Source organism: Flavobacterium sp. ST-158, assembly GCF_058309975.1.
Window position 1 is genome coordinate 153,354 of record NZ_JBZEEN010000005.1, and the last position, 21,612, is coordinate 174,965.

Sequence of the window (21,612 nt, forward strand, 5' to 3'; positions counted from 1 at the left end):
AACAAAAAGTTTCAAATCATCGTTATACTTTTTTAGATTTGCCACCTATAGTGTAACTTAATTAATTAATTTTGTTTACGAATAAAGATAAGTTATGTTTTTAAATTACTTAAAAGGATTTTCGGTAAAGAAAATAGTGAAAAACAGCTTACTTGATGTAAAGAGTAGCTCGTTTTCTGGTAATATAAAAACTATTGGAATTGTTGTAGATGGAAGCCATTTTGCTAAAACTGAGGAATTAATTAAAGAATTGGTGGCAAATGGAATTGCAAAAGAAAATATTGAATTGCTGTTGTATAAAAGCAAATCAAGTATCAGTTTTGCTGCGGTAACTAAATTAGAATCCAGTCATTTAAATTGGAAAGCTCAGATAAAAAATCAAGATGTGAATGCATTTTTGGCTAAAGATTTTGATTTGCTTTTGAGTTATTATGATATTGAAAAGCCGATTTTAATGCTGGTTACTAGCGAGTCTGAGGCTAAGTTTAAAGTTGGTTTTTCAGCTATAGACAAACGCTTGAATAATTTTATTATTAATACCAATTTGGATAATTATAAAGTCTTTGTTCAAGAATTATTTAGGTATTTAAAAATATTAAACAAAATATAAACTAAAAACATGCAATCATTAATAGGGACAGGTGTTGCTCTAGTGACTCCTTTCAAAGAAGATTTTTCAATTGATACAGAGGCTTTAAGAAGAATAGTTAATTTTTCTGTAGACGGAGGCGTTGAATATCTAGTTATTTTAGGAACCACAGCTGAAAATGCAACTTTAACCAGTGCTGAAAAAGAATTGGTTATTCAAACTGTTATTGAGGCTAATAATGGTCGTTTGCCTTTGGTTTTAGGTGTGGGTGGAAATAACACAATGAAAGTGGTTGAGGAGTTAAAAACAAGAGATATGTCGCCTTATGTAGCCATTCTTTCTGTTTCTCCTTATTATAACAAGCCTTCTCAAGAAGGGATTTATCAACATTTTAAAGCAGTTGCCGAAGCATCTCCAGTGCCGGTAATTGTTTATAATGTTCCAGGTAGAACGTCAAGTAATATGCTACCTAAAACTGTTTTGCGTTTAGCTAATGATTTTAAAAATATTGTAGCAATTAAAGAAGCGGCAGGTGATATTGTACAAGCGATGCAATTGTTGAAAGACAAACCAAAAGATTTCCACGTGATTTCTGGTGATGACATGACGGCTTTAGCTACTGTATTGGCGGGAGGTTCTGGAGTAATTTCTGTAATAGGTCAAGGTTTTCCAAAAGATTTCTCCGAAATGATTCGTTTAGGATTGAATCGTAAAGTAGATGAGGCATTCAAATTACAATACTTGTTATCGGATTGTATTGATATGATTTTCGAACAAGGAAATCCAGCGGGTATCAAACAGGTTTTTCATACTTTGGGAATTGCAGACAATACGGTTCGTTTACCGTTAGTTTGTGTCGATGAAGATTTACAACAACGCATTGCTGAATTTGTCAAAAGAATAGATAGATAAAGGCTTTTTACAAGTATTTTTTTAAGCTAAGAAATATTTTGTAGTCGCTAAATTAATAACTAAATTTGCCACCGAAACTTCGGTATGATTTTTTACAGGCTTTAAAAAGGTTTGTATTAGAAAAAAAACAAAAAAATGAAAAAAATTATATCCTTATTGCTTCTAATTGTTCTTTTTAGTTCATGTAATGAATATCAAAAAGCTTTGAAAAGCGAAGATGTTTCGAAAAAATTTGCAATGGCAGATACTTTGTATGCACAGGCTAAATACACTAAGGCAATTCGTCTTTTTGAACAAATAGCTCCTGAATTCAGAGGAAAACCACAGGCAGAGAAATTGTTTTATATGTATGCACAGTCATATTATAAAACAAAACAATATTATTTAGCAGCGTATCAATTTGAAAGTTTTGCTTCTGGATATCCAAAAAGTGTAAAAATAGAAGAAGCTTCCTTTTTAGGAGCTAAAAGTTATGCTGTTTTGTCGCCTGTTTACAGTTTAGATCAAGCAGATACTTACAAAGCTATAGAGAAAATGCAAGCTTTTATTGATCGTTTTCCAAATTCACAATATTTAGTTGAGGCGAATGGTTTAACAAAATTATTGTCTGAGAAGATTGAAAAAAAGGTTTACGAAAACGCAAAAGGATATAATACTATTTCTGATTTTAAATCAGCCATAGTTGCTTTTGATAATTTTATTATTGATTATCCTGGAACTAAATACAAAGAAGATGCTTTGTATTATAAATTAGATTCGGCGTACCAATTAGGAATTAATAGTGTACCTTCTAAAATGGAAGAGCGATTGAATGTTGCTAAAGTTTCGTATCAAAATTTAATTAAATTTAATGCTGATACAAAATACAAAGAAAAAGCAGACGAAATGTATGCTCGAGTGGAACAAGAATTACAAAAATATACTAAATAAATAAAGTCATGGATTTAAAAAAGACGAATGCTCCAGTAAATACAATAACGTATAATAAGACGCTTATTGAACAACCTACTGGAAATGTGTATGAAGCAATTACCATTATGGCTAAAAGAGCAAACCAAATCAATTCTGAAATTAAAAAAGAATTGACTGAAAAATTGGAAGAGTTTGCTACATATAATGACAGTCTTGAAGAAGTTTTTGAAAATAAAGAACAAATCGAGGTTTCTAAATTCTATGAAAAATTACCAAAACCACACGCTTTAGCAGTGCAAGAATGGTTAGACGGTAAAATCTATCACAGAGAATCTAACAAATAAGATACTATGTCAGTTTTAAGCGGTAAAAAGATTTTGCTAGGTGTTTCTGGCGGAATTGCCGCCTATAAAACAGCGTCTTTAGTACGACTTTTTATAAAAGCAGGTGCACATGTCCAAGTGATCATGACACCTGCTTCTAAGGATTTTGTAACTCCACTTACCTTATCTACCTTATCTAAGAATCCAGTTTATTCCACTTTTTTCAATCAAGATGATGAAGATGAAAAATGGAATAATCATGTGGAATTAGGTTTATGGGCTGATATGATGATTATTGCGCCAGCAACAGCCAATACCTTGTCTAAAATGGCAAATGGTACATGTGATAATCTACTTATTGCAACCTATCTTTCGGCAAAATGTCCTGTTTATTTTGCTCCAGCAATGGATTTAGATATGTACAAGCATCCTTCTACAATTGCTAGTTTTAAAGCTTTAGCTCAATTTGGAAACGCCATAATTCCTGCTGAAAGCGGTGAATTGGCCAGTGGTTTATCTGGTGAAGGACGTATGGCTGAACCAGAAAATATTATTGCTTTTCTGGAAGCTGATTTAGAAAGTAAATTGCCTTTAAAAGGAAAAAAAATATTAATTACTGCAGGCCCCACCTATGAAGCAATAGATCCAGTGCGTTTTATTGGAAATCATTCTTCAGGTAAAATGGGTTTTGATATTGCAAAAAGTGCTGCTAATTTAGGTGCTTCCGTTATTTTGGTTTCTGGTCCAACACATTGTGTAGCTAATCATGCTCTGATAAATGTAATCAAAGTTATGTCAGCACAAGAAATGTACGATGCCTGTCATCAATATTACAATACTATTGATGTGGCTATTGCAGCAGCAGCAGTAGCGGATTATAAACCTAAAAAAGTTGCCGAGCAGAAAATAAAAAAAGCAGCAGATAATTTTGTTATTGAACTCGAAAAGACAAAAGATATCTTATTGTCATTGGGAGAAAGTAAAAAAAATCAATTTTTAATCGGTTTTGCTTTAGAAACTGAAAATGAAATTGAGAACGCAAAGGCTAAAATTCAGAAAAAAAACTTAGATTTGATTGTTTTAAATTCTTTGCAAGATGAAGGAGCTGGTTTTCAAAAAATGACCAATAAAGTTACTTTTATTGATAAAGATTTTAATATAGAACCGATGGAGTTAAAATCCAAAGAAGCGGTTGCTGACGATATATTAAATAAAGTAATAGCCCATTTTTATGAATAAAATAATTGCATTTTTTTTGTTATTAAGCTTTGGTTTTGTTCAAGCACAACAATTGAATTGTACAGTTACGGTCAATGCTCAGAAGATGGGTAATCCTAATCAGCAACTATACAAAACATTAGAGACTTCTTTGAATGAATTTGTTAATAAAACAGATTGGACAGGTCAAAGTTATAAACAACAAGAAAAGATTAACTGTTCGATGTATATTACTTTACTTTCGAATAATTCAGATCAATTTTCGGCTACTATACAAGTACAATCTTCACGCCCTGTTTTTAATTCATCTTATGAAACACCTGTTCTAAATATAAACGATAAGGATTTTACTTTTACTTATACTGAATTTGAAAATTTGATTTTTAATGCTAATTCTTTTCAGTCTAATTTAGTTTCGGTTATTTCTTTTTACAGTTATGTAATTATAGGATTTGACAGAGATAGTTTTGAGTTTAAATCAGGTGATTCTTATTATCAAACGGCACAAAATATAGCAACAGTTGCACAACAAAGTAATAATAGAGGTTGGAGTCAGCAAGATGGGAATCAAAACAGATATTTTTTAATCAATGATTTATTGTCGCCAACATATCTTGAAATTAGAAAAACGGTTTTTGATTATCATCAAGGGTTAGATTTGATGACTGATAATACAAAATCGGCAAAAGAAAAGATGAAATCCTCTTTATTAGTTTTGAATAAATTATACAATTCTAAACCTAATGCCTATTTAACGAGAGTGTTTTTTGATGCTAAATCAGATGAAATTACTTCAGTATTTTCAGGTGGACCTAGTATATCGATTACGGATTTAGTTGATAATTTAAATAAAATTTCTCCATTGAATTCCAGTAAATGGGCTATGTTGAAATTTTAATTCTTTTTATTTTTAGCGATTACTTCATACAATTCATAATAAATATCATTAATGATTACGGCACTATCTATAAAAAACTATGCTTTAATTGAGAAATTAACTATTGATTTTTCAAAAGGATTTTCGATTATTACAGGAGAAACAGGTGCGGGAAAATCTATCATTTTAGGTGCATTGGGCTTAGTTTTAGGAAAACGTGCCGATTTGACTTCGTTGAAAAACAAAGAAGAAAAATGTATTATTGAAGCTCAATTTGATATTTCAAAATACAATTTGGCTGCTTTTTTTGAAGCCAATGATTTGGATTACGAAGCTGAAACAATTATTAGAAGAGAAATTCTGCCTTCGGGAAAATCGAGAGCTTTTGTTAATGATAGTCCAGTAAATCTTCAGGAATTGCAGGATTTGGGATTGTTTTTGATTGATATTCATTCGCAACAGCAAACCCGAGAATTGACTGATGAAAACGTGCAATTTGACATCATTGATGCTATTGCTGCAAATTCAGGAATTATTTCTGATTATCAAACGCTTCTTAAAAGTTATAAATCGGATAAGACAAAATTGAATAGCTTACTTAAAAAGCAAAGCGACTCTAATAAAGAAAAAGAATACCATACTTTTTTATTGAATGAATTACAAGCTGCCCAATTGAAAACAGGGGAGCAGGAAGAATTGGAAAATATTTTTGAGAAACTCAATAATGTGGAAAGTATTCGCGAAGCCATAGATAAATCTTTGGCTATTGCCAATGAAGAACAATTTGGTGTTTTAAATAATTTAAAAGAAATAAAAACGGCTCTACTAAAAATCGCTACTTTTTCTTCAGAATATCAAGAGTTATTGGAGCGAATTACTAGTTTGGCAATTGAATTTGATGATATTTCAGATGAAATGAATCGTTGTTCAGAAAAAATTGTTTTTGATCCAGAACAGTTGGAACAAACCAATCAGAAGTTGCAATTGATTTATAATTTACAAAAAAAACATCAGGTGGCAACCGTTGATGAATTATTGCAAATTCAAACCAACTTAGAAAACGAAGTAGTTGAATTAGGTAATATAGAAGAAGAAATTGCACTTTTGAATCAAACAATTGCTGAAAAAATGAATGAGTTAGATGCATTAGGGACTACTATTCATAATAAAAGGATGGAAGCAATTCCGGTTTTATCGGAGAAGATGGCTGCTATTTTGGCTACTTTGGGAATGCCAAATACGCGTTTTAATATTGAAGTTTCTCAAAGTGACAGTTATTTTGCTAATGGAAAAGATGAATTACAATTTTTATTTTCTGCCAATAAAGGAACTGATTTTGGATTGTTGAAAAAAGTAGCTTCTGGTGGAGAAATGTCTCGTATTATGCTGGCTGTGAAAGCTATTTTAGCACAATATTCTAAATTACCTACATTGATTTTTGATGAAATTGACACAGGTGTTTCTGGTGAAATAGCTATAAAAATGGGAGAGATTATGAAAGGAATGAGTGCCACGATGCAGATTTTTGCTATTACGCATTTACCACAAATAGCAGCTAAAGGTGATGCTCATTTTAAAGTATCTAAATCAACCGTTGATGATGATACCCAATCAGAATTAAAACTGTTGACAGAAGAAGAACGCGTGGTCGAAATTGCGCAAATGTTATCGGGAGCTGTAATTTCCGATTCGGCTCTAAATCACGCAAAGGCCTTGTTGAACTAAAAAAATGCCCTATATTTGCCTTCCAAAATAATAGCTTTTTCTGAATAAAGTTGTTGTATTCGCTTAAAAATAATTAAAATATAATATTGATACATTATGATCATAGAACCTAGAATGAGAGGATTTATTTGCTTGACAGCTCACCCGACTGGATGCGAGCAAAATGTTAAAAATCAAATTGAATATGTTAAATCAAAAGGTGCTATTGATGGTGCTAAAAAAGTACTGGTAATTGGTGCTTCTACAGGTTTTGGTTTGGCTTCAAGAATTTCAAGTGCCTTTGGTTCTGATGCAGCAACTATTGGAGTGTTTTTTGAAAAACCACCAATGCCAGGAAAAACAGCTTCACCGGGTTGGTACAATTCTGCTGCTTTTGAAAAAGAAGCACATAAAGCAGGTTTATATGCAAAAAGTATTAATGGAGATGCTTTTTCTAATGAAGTAAAAAGGGAAACATTAGACTTAATCAAAGCTGATTTAGGTCAGGTGGATTTAGTAATCTATAGTTTAGCTTCACCAGTTCGTACTAATCCTAATACGGGAGTTACACACCGTTCAGTTTTAAAACCTATCGGAGCAACTTTTTCAAATAAAACAGTAGACTTTCATACGGGAAAAGTTTCTGAAGTTACTATTGAGCCTTGTTCTGGTGATGATATTGAGAATACAATAGCTGTAATGGGAGGTGAAGACTGGTCCATGTGGATGGATGCTTTAAAAGGAGAAAATCTTTTAGCTCCTGGAGCAACAACCGTAGCTTATTCATACATTGGGCCTGAAGTTACGGAAGCAGTATACAGAAAAGGAACAATTGGCCGTGCTAAAGATCATTTAGAGGCTACTGCTTTTACTATTTCTGATAGTTTAGCGGATATTAATGGGAAAGCTTATGTTTCGGTAAACAAAGCATTAGTTACTCAGGCAAGTTCGGCTATTCCAGTAATTCCTTTATATATTTCTTTATTGTACAAAACAATGAAAGAAAAAGGAATTCATGAAGGTTGTATTGAGCAAATTCAGCGTTTATACCAACAAAGATTATTTACAGGTTCGGAAGTTCCTGTAGATGATAAAGGAAGAATTCGTATTGATGATTGGGAAATGCGTGAAGATGTTCAGGTTAATGTGGCTCAATTATGGGGAGAAGCTACTACCGAGAATCTTGCTGAAATAGGAGATTTAGAAGGATATAGAAAAGATTTCTACAATTTATTCGGATTCGATTTGGCTGGAGTAGATTATAAAGCAGAAGCTGATGAAATGGTTCAGGTTCAAAGTATAGCTGAATAATATTTTACTAATAAAGTATTACTACTATAATTAACAACTGCGCCTTAATTTTGAATGTCTAAAAAGCATTTGAAATTAAGGCGTATTGTTGTTTAAAGCCTATCTTTGTTAAAAAATTACATTTATATTGTATCATTAATACCCTTTTTAAGAATATGTATTTTTCCTTGATTATTCCTGTGTATAATCGTCCTGATGAAGTAGATGAACTTTTAGAGAGTTTGTCTCAATTAGATTATAAAGAAGCTTTTGAAGTTGTAATTGTAGAAGATGGTTCTTCTGTAAAATGTGAAGAGGTTGTTCAGCAATATAAAAACCAATTGTCAATTTCGTATTATTATAAAGAAAATTCAGGTCCCGGTGATTCAAGAAACTACGGAATGAAAGTGGCTAAAGGTGATTATTTTATCATCTTTGATTCCGATTGTATTATTCCTGCAGAATATTTGACTGAGGTTGATAAAGCATTAAAGTCTCATTATGTAGATTGTTTTGGAGGGCCAGACAGAGCTTTAGATAGTTTTTCAGATATTCAAAAAGCAATCAATTTTGCGATGACTTCTTTTTTAACTACAGGAGGGATTCGCGGTGGATCTGAAAAAATCGGGAAATTTCAACCTCGTAGTTTTAATATGGGGATTTCCCGAAAAGCTTTTGAAGCATCTAAAGGATTCGGGAATATTCATCCGGGGGAAGATCCAGATTTATCAATTCGTTTGTGGAATTTAGGCTTTGAAACAAAACTTTTTTCTAAAGCTTACGTATATCATAAAAGAAGAATTGATTGGGATAAGTTTTCTATTCAGGTGAATAAATTTGGTAAGGCAAGGCCAATACTGAACAGTTGGTATCCACAATATAATAAATTGACTTTCTTTTTTCCGTCTGCATTTATTATTGGATTAGCACTTTCAGTTGCTTTGTTAGTGTTTACTTACGATTTTTTGATTAAATTGTATTGTGTTTATTTCTTTATGATTTTTTTAGTTTCAAGTTATCAAAATAGGAGTATTAAAATAGGTTATTTGTCGGTAACGGCTGTTTGGAAACAATTTTTAGGATATGGCATTGGATTTTTAGAATCTTATATAAAAGTAATTGTTTTAAAACAAAAGCCAGAAGTAGCTTTTCCTGAATTATTTTTCAAAGTATAATGATGTCAAAAGTTATAGGATTAACAGGAGGTATAGGAAGTGGCAAAACCACAATAGCTAATTACATAGCTACTCTAGGAATTCCTGTTTACATAGCTGATGATGCAGGTAGAAAAGTAATGCAAGAGCATGAGGTTTTGCAAGCTATTAAAGAAGAATTTGGTATTGAGATATTTGATAATAATCAATTGAATCGAGCCAAATTGGCAAAAATTGTTTTTAATAATCCAGAGCAATTAAAGAAACTTAATAGTATTGTGCATCCGGCAGTTAGAAAAGATTTTAATATTTGGCTGGCTAAAAATAAGGAAGCACCACTTGTTTTTTACGAATCGGCTATTTTATTTGAAAGTGGTAGTTATATCGATTTTGATGCAATTGTAAGTGTGATAGCCCCTTTAGAAATAAGAATATCTAGAGTTTTGCAAAGAGATAATACTACAAGAGAACATGTTTTGAAACGAATCAAAGCACAATGGACAGACGAGCAACGAATTTCTAAAAGTGATTTTGTAATTGAAAATATAGATGTCAACTTAGCAAAGGCAAAAATGGATAGTTTTCTTAAAATTTTATCGATTAAGCAATAAGAGTTCTAGGTGTTAATGTTTGGTTAATACATTATCAACTATAATGTTAAAATGTTAATTTTGTTTTGATGAATAAATTGTTTTTTAGATTTCTGGTTTTATTAATGAGTTTGTCTTTGATAGGGATAATACTCGTTCAGGTATATTGGTTCAATACTTCATTTAAAAATAATGATGAGCAATTTGGATATCACGTAACTCAGGTTATTGATAATGTAGCTGAGAAACTTGAAAAACAAGAAGCTTTTAGATTTTATGATAGGTATAATCATTACAAAGATAGTACAGGAAAAATCCCTAGAAAAGATGATTTATTGGAGTTTTCTTACATACAGAGGGATCCTAAAACTAATAAAACAATTATTTACTCAAATAGTATAATCTCTGAAGATTATAATATTTCATCTGCTTTGTTTAATAAAAAATTTAGCAGTGAACGTTTTAAAAATTTTAATTCAAAAAGGGTAACAGAGGTTTACAATAATAATTCTATTGATAAATCAAGTTTACAACAAAGTTTAATTCCTGATGAAAAATTTGAAAAATCGGGGAATTTAGACATTCTTGGAAATGCTCAATTTGAAATTTTCTTTAAAGATATTGCAGCTGCAATGCCTTTAGAAGAAAGAGTTTCGAAGGAAACATTACAAAAATTAATTAAGAAAGAATTAGAAGTATTTGGAGTAAATACCAAATTTGAATTTGGAATTTACAATAAGAATCTTCCAACTAAAATAAAATCGGATGGTTTCCATTTTGATAAAGAAGCAACATATTCGATACCAATATTTGCAGATAATGAAGGAAATGAAAAGTATCAATTATTGTTAACTTTTCCACATAAGAAAAAGTTTTTATTATCAGAATTAGTTAGTATTACAATCTTATCGATAGTATTTACGTTAATTATTTTAATTGCTTATTCAAGTGCGTTAAATCAATTGATTCGTCAACGTCAGATTTCAGAGATAAAGACGGATTTTATCAATAATATGACGCATGAGTTTAAAACACCTATTGCTACTATTAATCTGGCATTAGATGCAATTAAAAATCCAAAAATAATTGAAGACAAAGAAAAAGTTTTCAGGTATTTGCAAATGATTCGGGATGAAAATAAGCGAATGCATGCACAAGTAGAAAATGTATTGCGAATTTCAAAATTAGAAAAGAAAGAATTAGATATAGAAAAAGGTTCTAGTAATGTAGAAGAAGTGATTTATGATGCTATCGAACATGTGAATTTAATTTTGCAAGATAGAGGAGGGCAAATAAGTAATCATTTTGATGCGGCAAGAACCACCGTTTTAATCAACGAAGTGCATTTTACGAATGTGATTGTGAACATTTTAGAAAATGCAATAAAATATTCGCCTGAGGCACCAATAATTGATATTTATACAGAGAATATTAAAGATATGATTCTGATAAAAGTAAAAGATCAAGGTTTGGGAATGAGTAAAGTGGCTCAAAAAAGGGTTTTTGAGAAATTTTATAGAGAGCACACAGGTGATTTACATAATGTTAAAGGACATGGTTTAGGTTTGGCTTATGTAAAAAGAATTGTTGAGGATCACAACGGACATGTTTATGTAGAAAGTGAAAAGGGAAAAGGAAGTACCTTCATTATAAAATTACCTCTAATTAATTAGTATATGGAAAATATAAATAAAAAAATTCTCTTAGTAGAAGACGACTTAAATTTTGGAGCTGTTCTTAAAGACTATTTAATGCTAAATGACTTTGACGTTACCTTAGCAAAAAACGGAATGGAAGGTTTTGAAAAATTTAAAAAAGATTCTTATGATTTATGTATTCTTGACGTAATGATGCCCTATAAGGATGGATACACATTAGCGAAAGAAATAAGAGAGAAAAGCGCCGAAGTACCTATTATCTTTCTTACAGCAAAATCTATGAAAGAGGATGTTTTAAAAGGATATAAAGCCGGAGCAGATGATTATTTAAACAAACCATTTGACTCTGAAGTTTTATTGATGAAAATCAAAGCAATTATTCAAAGAAAAGCTTCTGATGTCAAAGCAGAGCAAGTTCCTTTTGAATTCACAATTGGAAAGTTTCATTTGAATTCTAAGTTACGTTTCTTAAGTTATGCCGGTGAAGAGCCTGTAAAACTATCTCCTAAAGAGAATGAATTATTAAAAATGTTAATCCTTCATGAAAATGATTTGATGCCAAGAGAATTAGCATTGACAAAAATTTGGAGAGATGATAATTATTTTACTTCCAGAAGTATGGATGTTTACATTGCTAAATTAAGAAAGTATTTAAAATTAGATGAAGATGTTGAAATTTTAAATATCCACGGTGAAGGTTTCCGTTTGGTAATTAAAAATAAAGCGTAAATAAAAAGTCCCGATTATTCGGGACTTTTTATTTATTATTCCCATCAAAATTTATTTGATGGGATTTTTTATATATTAATATAATTTTGGATATTGAGTAGGATTAGCTTCTGAAATGATGCTATAGGCTTTCTCGTAAATATCTTCAATAGATGGTTTCGAAAAGTAATCACCATCTGTTCCATAAGCAGGACGGTGTTCTTGAGCTGAAAGAGTTTGAGGTTTGCTGTCTAAATATTGATAAGCATCTTGTTCTTCAATAATTTTTTGTAAAATATAAGCCGAAGCACCTCCAGGAACATCTTCGTCAATTACTAAAAGACGATTCGTTTTTTGGATACTTTTAACAATATCATGGTTTATATCAAAAGGAATTAAAGACTGAATGTCAATTATTTCACATTTAATTCCTATTTCTTGTAATTCTTTAGCAGCTTGTTGTACTAATCGCAATGTGGAACCGTAAGAAACTAAAGTAATATCTGTTCCGGTTTCAATAGTTTCTACAACTCCAATAGGTGTTTTGAATTCACCAAAATTTAATGGAGCTTTTTCTTTTAATCGATAACCGTTTAAGCACTCAACAACTAAAGCAGGTTCGTCACATTCTAAAAGAGAATTATAGAATCCAGCGGCTTTTGTCATGTTTCTTGGGACTAAAATGTTAATTCCTCTTAAGGCATTAAGAATCATTCCCATTGGTGATCCTGAATGCCAAATACCTTCTAAGCGATGACCACGTGTTCTAATGATTAATGGTGCTTTTTGTTTCCCAGCTGTTCTATATAGTAAAGAAGCTAAATCGTCACTTAAAATCTGAATAGCATATAATAAATAATCCAAATATTGAATTTCGGCAATGGGTCTTAATCCTCTTAAGGCAAGTCCAATTCCTTGGCCAATGATGGTTGCTTCGCGAATTCCGACATCGGCAACGCGAGTTTCTCCATATTTCTCCTGCATGCCTTCTAAACCTTGATTTACATCACCTATATTTCCAGAATCTTCTCCAAAAATGAGTACTTCAGGATGTTTAGAAAATAAAGCATCAAAGTTATCACGAATAATCATTCTGCCATCTGTATCTTTTCTGGCATCAACTTCGTATTCAGGTGCAACTTCTTTTACAGAAAAGATATTGTTTTTAGTCTCAGAATATAAATTATTACTGAATAGTGGTTGGTTTTTTTGAAAGTATTTCTGAATCCAGTCAGCTAACTCTATTTTGTGAGATTCATGAATAAGTAAACGCAGTGATTTTCTGGCAGCAACCAGAATCTCTTTTTTCAAAGGATCCTTAATTGTTTTTAGTGCGTTTGAAAGCTTTAAAATTTGCTCCTTATTTTTACTGGAAGAAGCAATTTTTTCTAAAATGCCTACTAATTCATTTTTTTCTTCGACAATAGGAGCTATGAATGAAGTCCAAGCCGCTTTTTTTGCTTCTAAAACTTCTTTTTTAATTGTAGATTCAATTTCATTAAGTTCCTCGGCCGAAGCGATATTGATAGCAATCATCCACAATCGCATCTGTCTGATACAGTCAAATTCTTTTTCCCAATTCAGTCGCTCGGTACTTTTGTATCTTTCGTGTGAACCAGAACTGGAATGTCCTTGCGGTTGTGTTAATTCTGTAACATGAACTAATACAGGAATGTGTTTTTCACGGGCAATTCTTGAAGCTCTTTCGTAAGTTGAAATTAAATCAGAATAATCCCAACCTTTTACGGTTATAATTTCAATTCCGTCATTGTTTTTATCGCGTTGAAATCCAGAAAGGATTTCGGAGATGTTTTCTTTCGTAGTTTGATGTCTGGCATGTACTGAAATTCCGTATTCATCATCCCAAACACTTACAATCATTGGAACTTGTAATACACCAGCAGCATTTATAGTTTCAAAAAACACTCCTTCTGAAGTACTGGCGTTCCCTATTGTACCCCAGGCCACTTCATTTCCATTTATTGAAAAATGATCTTGTTTTGGAATATTATTTAGTTTTCGATATACTTTTGAAGCCTGAGCCAGACCTAATAAACGTGGCATTTGAGCCGCTGTAGGAGAAATATCTGAGCTTGAATTTTTTTGTTGCGTTAGTTTTTTCCAACTTCCATCTTCATTTAAACTATGGGTAACAAAATGACCTCCCATTTGTCTTCCGGCCGACATCGGTTCTTGCTTGATGTCAGTATTACCGTATAGCCCAGCAAAAAAATTAGCTATCGTCAATTCGCCAATGGCCATCATAAAAGTTTGATCACGATAATAGCCTGAACGAAAATCTCCATTTTTGAAAAACTTAGCCATTGCTATTTGTGGCACTTCTTTTCCGTCTCCAAAAATTCCAAATTTTGCTTTACCAGTCAATACTTCTCTGCGTCCTAAAAGGCTGCATTCTCGACTAGTTATGGCTATCTTATAATCATTCAATACTTCTGTCTTGAAATCTTCAAATGTCAATGTAGTATTGGTTTGTTCTTTTATCATAATTGAAAGATTATAATTCTTTGGCGCAAATTTACTTAAAAACTAGCTATTATCATAATCTATCAAAATAAAAACTGCCTGTAAATCGATGTTTTTATTCAAAAAAAAACTTGTTTTTTTATTAAAAAATAATTTTTAATGCAAAATAATGTTTTTTCTGTAATGTTAAAAACTAAGTGATTTACTCAGAACCACTTTCGGTTGAATAAATTAATAAGTATTTTTGGGGAAAAAGTAATGATAAATCGGATTTTTTCATTGTATTTGTTTTGACTTATTTCCCAACCATTTGAAGAATAAACGGGAAAGTATAATTCAAAATAATCGGTTACCAAATTCAATCGAATGCCACTGTCAAAAACAAAATTAGGATTTTGGTATTTGTTTTTAATAAATCCTGCATCGCCATAAATTTCAATCCAATTCCAAATATTATAACCTGCGTTTAATGTTGTAATCCATTGATTAGCATAAGGTGTTTTTAATTTAGATTTAAAACCGCCCTCGGCTAATATTAATTGTTGGCTAAAAAAACCACTGTCTTCTGACCTTCCATAATAACCATAATCAAAAAGATAATCGGTAGGTCTGTCTAAGGCAAAACTAAAAAAATCAGATTGATTTTTATCGTATAAAAAACTTCCGGCATACAGTCTAAAATTAATTTTATGATTATTCTCAAAGAGTTTTCGGTATTCAACTTCGGCGGCTATTTTTCCAAATTTATTAGCAAATTGAATATCGCTAATGAAATTAAAATGCTGTGTAACTTCTGTTTTTGTATTAAAATATTTAACGTTAAAAACTGAATAGTTTTCGGTTGAATTATCAGTGATTATTGCACTTTTTTCTCTATTTACAAGCGCTTGACGAATATAAATTAATTGTTTTCTATTGTCTCTAAAATCATTTTCTCTAATTCGTAATTGTATACTTGGAGTAAATTTAGTATAAGTTGCATCTGGAGCGTAATGAAAGTATGAACCTGAAAAGGAATATTTTACATTATAAAGTCTGCTATTACGATAATTTTGATTAATGCTAAAAGTTCCAGATCCCGAAAGTGTTTTGGCATTAGTAGAATAGGCTGGATTGATGTCAAAAACAAAAGGTTTATCTAAAATAGTTTTGTTATGTAGCCTGATTCCAGGAATTAATCCATCATATAAGTTGTATTCTAATGTTGGGACATACAATAGTTGATTGTAAAAAGGATCTTCTAAATCCTTCATGAATACAAATTTAACAGGGCGGTTATTTGGAAAAAATGATTTTAATGATCTCCAGTTGTTTCTCAGATTGTATTCGGGAACTTCATTTTTATAATTCAATACAATTTTTGAAGCATTATTTCGGGCTACACTAAAAAGGCTATCATTGTTTGAAGGTTCAATCCATTTTTTAAAAACGATTTCTTTTTTGTTAATGCCATAAACAGGAATAGGAACGTTGATTCCAGTTCTGTTTTTTAATGAAAATTGTATGCTATCGTTGGTTTTTTCTACTTTATTAAATTTATAATCAATAAGCGCTCTGGAATTAATGATTGTATTAAAAAACCAATTAATGTCTTTATTGGTTTGTTGTTTTAGCTCATTTTCAAATTCTACTGCAGTGGTCTGTTTTTCTTGATTTGAAGTATAAAATTCTCGAATACTCTTCGAAACAGCATCGTTTTCTAAGTAACTATTTAAGTAGCGCAAACTTAATCCTGCGCGATATTTACTAGCTATTTGTTCGTTGAATTTTATTAAAGTATTTTTTGGAGCACCTAATGGTTGGTCTAGGTTTTTTCTAGCCATTAGCATATAAAAATAGCTGTATTGTTCGTTGAAATCTAAGTTGGTAAGATTAAAGCTTTTTAATAGTTTGAATGAAGCAGCTTTTCCTAACATTTTTGTGTTGGGGTAGTTTTCTTCAATATATTTCATCATTACATAAACTTGAATTCCATTGTGAATCCAGCTTTCTTTTCGATTATCAATATAAAGGCTATTGTTTAGAAAAGTATTTAAATAGGTTTTTAAAAATTTTATCTCATAGGTAAATTCATCCGAAAAAGGTCTAATTAGCGAAGGCAATTGATTAAGTCCGTAAAACGGATTTCTTTCGTAATCAGTTTGAGAAACCACAATTTTTTTAAAAGGATAATCGCCAACTAAATTTTTAACAAATCGAACCACGCAATCTATGGCTTCTGCCTGGGCTATTGGTGTAATTTTATCACCATCAATATTGGTTAAAACTTCAAAGCTATCACTTTTAAAAACGGTAAAATTTGATTTTGGCTCAATAAAAAGACTAAAATCAACTCTGTTTTTACCGTTTAATTTGTAAACCGCAAAATCATCATTATTAATTTCTTCTGTAGTATCTAAGTCGGTAGTGACATCAAAATCTTGTGCTACTTTTAATTCAATATCAAAATCAGTTATGGCATTTGCAATATCATCTAAGTTTTCATTGCTATATTTTACAAAATCATGATTTTCATAACGTGCAGGAGTTAAAAACCAGGATTTTAAATTCATATTGCCAAATTCATCATAACCAAATTTGGTAAACTTATTACTTGGAATTTTTACTTTATAACTTAGTTTTAAGTTGATTTTTTGGTTTGGACCTAGTTTTTCGGCTAGTTTTACGTTAATAAGATCTGGATGTTCATTAGGTCTTGTCCAAAGAAAATAGGGATGCTCTTTGTTAGAAATAGCAATATCATAGGTTTTTCCTCTTTCTTCGGCTTTAGCCAAATGAAATCCACGATAAAATTCGTCCGAAAAACGGAGTGCTAAAGGAGTTTGTACATCCGAATAAGCATGGTTCCAATCGTTTAAAACAATTGTTGAAATACTATCGGTGGAAGAATTAAAAAAATCTATTTCCTGTTTGATGTTTAATGTATGCGTTTCGGTGTCAACATCCACCACGATATGGTTGTGATGTTGTGCGAAATTGCTATTTACGGCAGTAAAATAAACAACAAAGAAGAATAAAATTTTGTAGGTTGTATTCAAGGGAAACTTTGGTTTTAAATAGCATTTCAATATACATTTTTTATTTTACATCGAACATGAAAATAAAAAAAAGCTGTAAAAAACAGCTTTTAAAAATTGGGTTTCAAAGTGTACTTTTTGTAGAAAGTATCCAAAACTTCTACTACTTCGTCTTCGTTATCAACAATCTTTATCAAATTTAAATCTTCAGGACTTATGGTTTGTTCTTGTTCAATTAAAACAGTTTTTATCCAATCTATTAATCCAGACCAATAGCTTCTTCCAACAAGAATAATAGGAAACTTAGCAATTTTTTTGGTTTGAATTAAGGTAATAGCTTCAAACATTTCATCTAAGGTTCCAAAACCTCCAGGCATAACAACAAAACCTTGCGAATATTTGACAAACATTACTTTTCGAACAAAAAAGTAATCAAAATTTAAGTTTTTATCATGGTCGATATACGGGTTAAAATGTTGCTCAAAAGGCAATTCAATGTTGAGTCCCACAGAAGTTCCTCCACCCAAATGAGCACCTTTATTCCCAGCTTCCATAATTCCTGGACCTCCTCCTGTAATTACCCCATAACCCGCTTTACTAATTTTAAAAGCAATTTTTTCGGCTAATTGATAGTATTTATTGTCGGGTTTGGTACGTGCCGATCCAAAAATAGAAACACATGGTCCAATGCGTCCCATATTTTCATAACCATTCACAAATTCAGACATGATTTTAAAAATTGCCCAACTGTCGTTGGTTCGAATTTCATTCCACGTTTTTTGTTTTAGTCTATCTTGGATTATTTTTTCTTCGTCATTATCAAAATCTTCTAATCTCATCGTCTATTTCTTTTAGTACAATTATTTTTTTGGTATTTAAATCTGTTGTTTAGTACTATTTCTACATATAAACAAAAGATTTAAAGTCTAGTTTTTTCTATTTTTACTTTGAACGTCTTACTACTAAAGTAAGACTTTTTACTTATAAAAGCTATAATAAGAGCTTATAATTTTCAAGGCAAATTCCATGGGAGTTATAACTTTCTGTAAGATAAATATTTGACTTTGAAAAGATATAAAATTAAGAAGTGTTTTTAGTTTATTAGGTGTATAATGAAATAATTTTAGTTATAGAAAATATAAAAAGTGACTCATCAATTGTAATTTTTAAATTGATTAAGCCACTTTTAATCGTGCTCTTTTATGTTCTAAGTGATAGCAGTTATTCTAACTCTTTTTTCAAGAATTTTGCAGTATAGCTTTTCTTGACTTTGGCAACTTCCTCAGGAGTTCCTTTAGCCACGACAGTTCCACCACCTTTTCCACCTTCTGGACCAATATCAATAATATAATCGGCTAGTTTGATCACGTCCATGTTGTGTTCGATAATTAGGATTGTGTTTCCTTTATCAACTAATTTATTAATTACTTCCATCAGTACACGAATGTCCTCAAAATGTAAACCTGTTGTGGGTTCGTCCAAGATATAAAAAGTATTTCCAGTATCTTTTTTGGATAATTCTCCGGCCAATTTGATACGTTGTGCCTCGCCACCAGAAAGTGTGGTACTTTGTTGTCCTAATGTGATATATCCTAAGCCCACATCTTGTATGGTTTTTACTTTTCGGTAAATTTTCGGGATATTTTCAAAAAAAGGAACGGCTTCGTCCACTGTCATTTCTAATACATCTGAAATTGACTTTCCTTTATATCTAATTTCTAATGTTTCTCTATTAAAGCGTTTTCCTTGACAAGTTTCGCATTCTACATATACATCTGGTAAGAAATTCATTTCAATCGTGCGTACTCCAGAACCTTGACAAGTTTCACATCGCCCACCAGTTACGTTAAAACTAAAACGACCTGCCTTGTAACCACGAATCATACTTTCGGGCGTTTTAGTAAATAAAGCTCTAATTTCGGTAAATACTTCTGTATAAGTTGCAGGATTTGAACGAGGTGTTCTACCTATTGGACTTTGATCAATATCAATTACTTTGTCTATATGTTCTAGTCCTTCAATTTTTTTATAAGGCTGTGGTTTTTTGACCCCGTTAAAATAATAAGCGTTCAAAATAGGGTAGAGCGTCTCGTTAATTAAAGTTGATTTTCCACTACCCGAAACCCCAGTCACGCAAATCATTTTACCTAGAGGTAGTTCGATAGAAACATTTTTTAAATTATTTCCTGTTGCCCCAGTTAATTTTAAGAATTTACCATTTCCTTCTCTACGTTTTTTGGGAATCTCAAACTTCATCTTTCCATTGAGATACTGTGCTGTAATAGTATTGGATTTCAATGTTTCAGCAGGAGTTCCTTTACTAATAATTTCTCCACCAAATTTTCCCGCTTTTGGTCCAATGTCAATTACATAATCTGCACGTTCTATCATGTCTTTATCGTGTTCTACAACAATGACAGAATTCCCAATATCACGCAATTGCTCCAACGAATGGATTAGTTTTTCGTTGTCTCTTTGGTGTAAACCAATGCTAGGTTCGTCTAAAATATACAATACACCCACTAATTGCGAACCAATTTGAGTTGCTAATCGGATGCGCTGTGCTTCACCACCAGAAAGCGATTTTGAACTTCGGCTTAAAGCTAAATAGTCCAAACCAACATTCATTAAAAAGTCCAATCTATCTTTAATTTCTTTGATAACTTCGGTAGCAATACGACGTTGTTTGTCGGATAAATTGGCGTTCAGTTCCTGAAACCATTTGGTCAAATCCGAAATATCCATTTTGCATAATTCGGCAATATTTTTTTCGTCAATTTTAAAAAATAACGCTTCTTTTTTTAAGCGAGAACCTTCGCAAACAGGACATTCTAATTCGTCCATAAAATCTTTTGCCCAACGTTTAATAGTAGTAGAACCACTTTCGTCATGTTGATTTTTGATGAAATGAGAAATTCCTTCAAAATCTATTTTATAATCTCTTGCAACACCTAAATCTTTAGAGTTGATAGTGAATTTTTCTTTTCCACCATTCAAAATCATTTCCATGGCTTCGGCTGGAATATTTTCAATAGGGTCTGTTATTTTAAAATCAAATTTTTGTCCAATAACTTCCAATTGTTTGAAAATCCAGGAAGATTTGTATTCGCCTAAGGGAGCGAAACCACCCGCTTTTATAGATAGTTTAGGGTTTGGTATAATCTTCTTTGCATTAATTTCGTTTACCGTTCCTAATCCATTGCAGTTATCACAAGCTCCTTTTGGAGAATTGAAAGAAAACAAATTAGGTTCCGGATTTTGATACGAAATGCCAGTAGAAGGACACATTAAATTTCGACTAAAATAGCGTACTTCTTGACTGTCTTGATCTAGAATCATCAATACATTTTCACCATGATGCATTGCTGTATTAATGCTTTCTGACAAGCGTTTATGATTTTCTTCATTGTTTTCAATCAACATTCGGTCTACCACAATTTCAATGTCGTGGGTTTTGTAACGGTCCAGTTTCATTCCTGGTGTAATATCCAGAACATCACCGTTTACGCGTACTTTTAAAAAACCTTGTTTGGCAATTTGTTGGAACAATTCACCATAATGTCCTTTTCGGGCTCTAATTACTGGTGCTAGAATATTGATGCGTTTGTTATTGAAATCTTGGATAATTAAATCTTTGATTTGCTCATCAGAATAAGAAACCATTTTTTCACCAGTATTATAACTGTAGGCATCGGCACCACGAGCATAAAGCAAACGTAAGAAATCATAAATTTCAGTGATGGTTCCTACTGTTGAGCGAGGACTTTTTGAAGTTGTTTTTTGTTCAATAGCAATTACGGGCGACAAACCGTCAATTTTATCCACATCAGGACGCTCTAGGCCTCCCAGAAACTGTCTGGCATAAGCCGAGAAGGTTTCTACATAGCGGCGTTGTCCTTCGGCATAAATGGTATCAAAAGCCAGCGACGATTTACCAGACCCCGAAAGTCCTGTAATCACTACCAGTTTTTCACGCGGTATAGAAATATCAATATCTTTAAGGTTGTGAACCCTGGCACCTAAAACTTCAATTGTATTGTCTTTGTCTAGCATAATTTTAGCAAAAACGCAAAGTTACCATTTTGATTTATTCTTTCCATAGAACCCTTAGGAAGTTTTATGATTAAAAGTTTAAAGTTTTGCATATGCATAGCGTCGGGAAGAATATCATTATAA

General features: G+C 31.7%; 16 protein-coding genes. 12 read left to right on the forward strand and 4 right to left on the reverse strand.

From position 1 onward, the window contains the following. The first annotated feature begins 94 nt into the window (after positions 1-94). From AC4FRF_RS09605 to AC4FRF_RS09660, 12 genes are all read left to right on the forward strand, one after another. Positions 95-610: a DUF6913 domain-containing protein gene (locus tag AC4FRF_RS09605; RefSeq protein WP_491159281.1), complete on the forward strand. Its 516-nt coding sequence runs from the start codon at positions 95-97 to the stop codon at positions 608-610. A gap of 9 nt (positions 611-619) precedes the next feature. Beyond that, entirely contained in the window at positions 620-1,501 is an 882-nt protein-coding gene (gene dapA / locus AC4FRF_RS09610) for a 4-hydroxy-tetrahydrodipicolinate synthase (protein WP_491159282.1), read from the forward strand. A gap of 135 nt (positions 1,502-1,636) precedes the next feature. Further along, positions 1,637-2,431, forward strand: a complete 795-nt coding sequence (locus AC4FRF_RS09615; protein ID WP_491159283.1) for an outer membrane protein assembly factor BamD — start codon at positions 1,637-1,639, stop codon at positions 2,429-2,431. 8 nt (positions 2,432-2,439) lie between these two features. Continuing rightward, positions 2,440-2,757 (forward strand): DNA-directed RNA polymerase subunit omega, encoded by a 318-nt coding sequence (locus AC4FRF_RS09620; protein WP_035657230.1) that lies wholly within the window; start codon positions 2,440-2,442, stop codon positions 2,755-2,757. A gap of 6 nt (positions 2,758-2,763) precedes the next feature. Beyond that, the gene (gene coaBC, locus AC4FRF_RS09625; RefSeq protein ID WP_491159284.1) at positions 2,764-3,975 is read left to right on the forward strand and encodes a bifunctional phosphopantothenoylcysteine decarboxylase/phosphopantothenate--cysteine ligase CoaBC; all 1,212 of its coding nucleotides are present in this window, start codon (positions 2,764-2,766) and stop codon (positions 3,973-3,975) included. Beyond that, entirely contained in the window at positions 3,968-4,852 is an 885-nt protein-coding gene (porD, locus tag AC4FRF_RS09630) for a type IX secretion system protein PorD (RefSeq protein ID WP_491159285.1), read from the forward strand. The genes coaBC and porD overlap by 8 nt, the downstream gene beginning before the upstream one ends. Positions 4,853-4,903: 51 nt before the next feature. Then, entirely contained in the window at positions 4,904-6,556 is a 1,653-nt protein-coding gene (gene recN, locus AC4FRF_RS09635; protein WP_491159286.1) for a DNA repair protein RecN, read from the forward strand. 96 nt (positions 6,557-6,652) lie between these two features. Beyond that, positions 6,653-7,846 (forward strand): enoyl-ACP reductase FabV, encoded by a 1,194-nt coding sequence (gene fabV / locus AC4FRF_RS09640; protein ID WP_491159287.1) that lies wholly within the window; start codon positions 6,653-6,655, stop codon positions 7,844-7,846. A 155-nt stretch (positions 7,847-8,001) separates the two neighbouring features. Continuing rightward, complete coding sequence (locus tag AC4FRF_RS09645) at positions 8,002-9,000, forward strand: glycosyltransferase family 2 protein (protein ID WP_491159288.1); 999 nt, start codon at positions 8,002-8,004, stop codon at positions 8,998-9,000. 2 nt (positions 9,001-9,002) lie between these two features. Then, positions 9,003-9,590 carry a dephospho-CoA kinase gene (gene coaE, locus AC4FRF_RS09650; RefSeq protein WP_491159289.1) on the forward strand — a complete coding sequence of 196 codons (588 nt, stop codon included), beginning with the start codon at positions 9,003-9,005 and terminating at the stop codon, positions 9,588-9,590. Between the two features lie 68 nt (positions 9,591-9,658). Beyond that, a complete protein-coding gene (locus tag AC4FRF_RS09655) occupies positions 9,659-11,242 on the forward strand; it encodes a sensor histidine kinase (RefSeq protein WP_491159290.1) in 1,584 nt (527 codons plus the stop codon). Positions 11,243-11,245: 3 nt separating this feature from the next. Continuing rightward, the gene (locus AC4FRF_RS09660) at positions 11,246-11,956 is read left to right on the forward strand and encodes a response regulator transcription factor (RefSeq protein ID WP_491159291.1); all 711 of its coding nucleotides are present in this window, start codon (positions 11,246-11,248) and stop codon (positions 11,954-11,956) included. Between the two features lie 75 nt (positions 11,957-12,031). Here the strand turns inward: AC4FRF_RS09660 and AC4FRF_RS09665 are convergent, their stop codons facing one another. The 4 genes from AC4FRF_RS09665 to uvrA form a co-directional block, all read right to left on the reverse strand. Next, on the reverse strand, positions 12,032-14,440 hold the full coding sequence (locus AC4FRF_RS09665) for an alpha-ketoacid dehydrogenase subunit alpha/beta (RefSeq protein WP_491159292.1): 2,409 nt from the start codon (positions 14,438-14,440) through the stop codon (positions 12,032-12,034). 185 nt (positions 14,441-14,625) lie between these two features. Next, positions 14,626-17,457, reverse strand: coding sequence for an aminopeptidase (locus tag AC4FRF_RS09670; protein ID WP_491159293.1), 2,832 nt, complete (start codon positions 17,455-17,457; stop codon positions 14,626-14,628). 89 nt (positions 17,458-17,546) lie between these two features. Continuing rightward, positions 17,547-18,275: an LOG family protein gene (locus tag AC4FRF_RS09675; protein WP_491159294.1), complete on the reverse strand. Its 729-nt coding sequence runs from the start codon at positions 18,273-18,275 to the stop codon at positions 17,547-17,549. Positions 18,276-18,657: 382 nt separating this feature from the next. Beyond that, positions 18,658-21,489, reverse strand: coding sequence for an excinuclease ABC subunit UvrA (uvrA, locus tag AC4FRF_RS09680; RefSeq protein ID WP_491159295.1), 2,832 nt, complete (start codon positions 21,487-21,489; stop codon positions 18,658-18,660). Positions 21,490-21,612 lie beyond the last annotated feature (123 nt).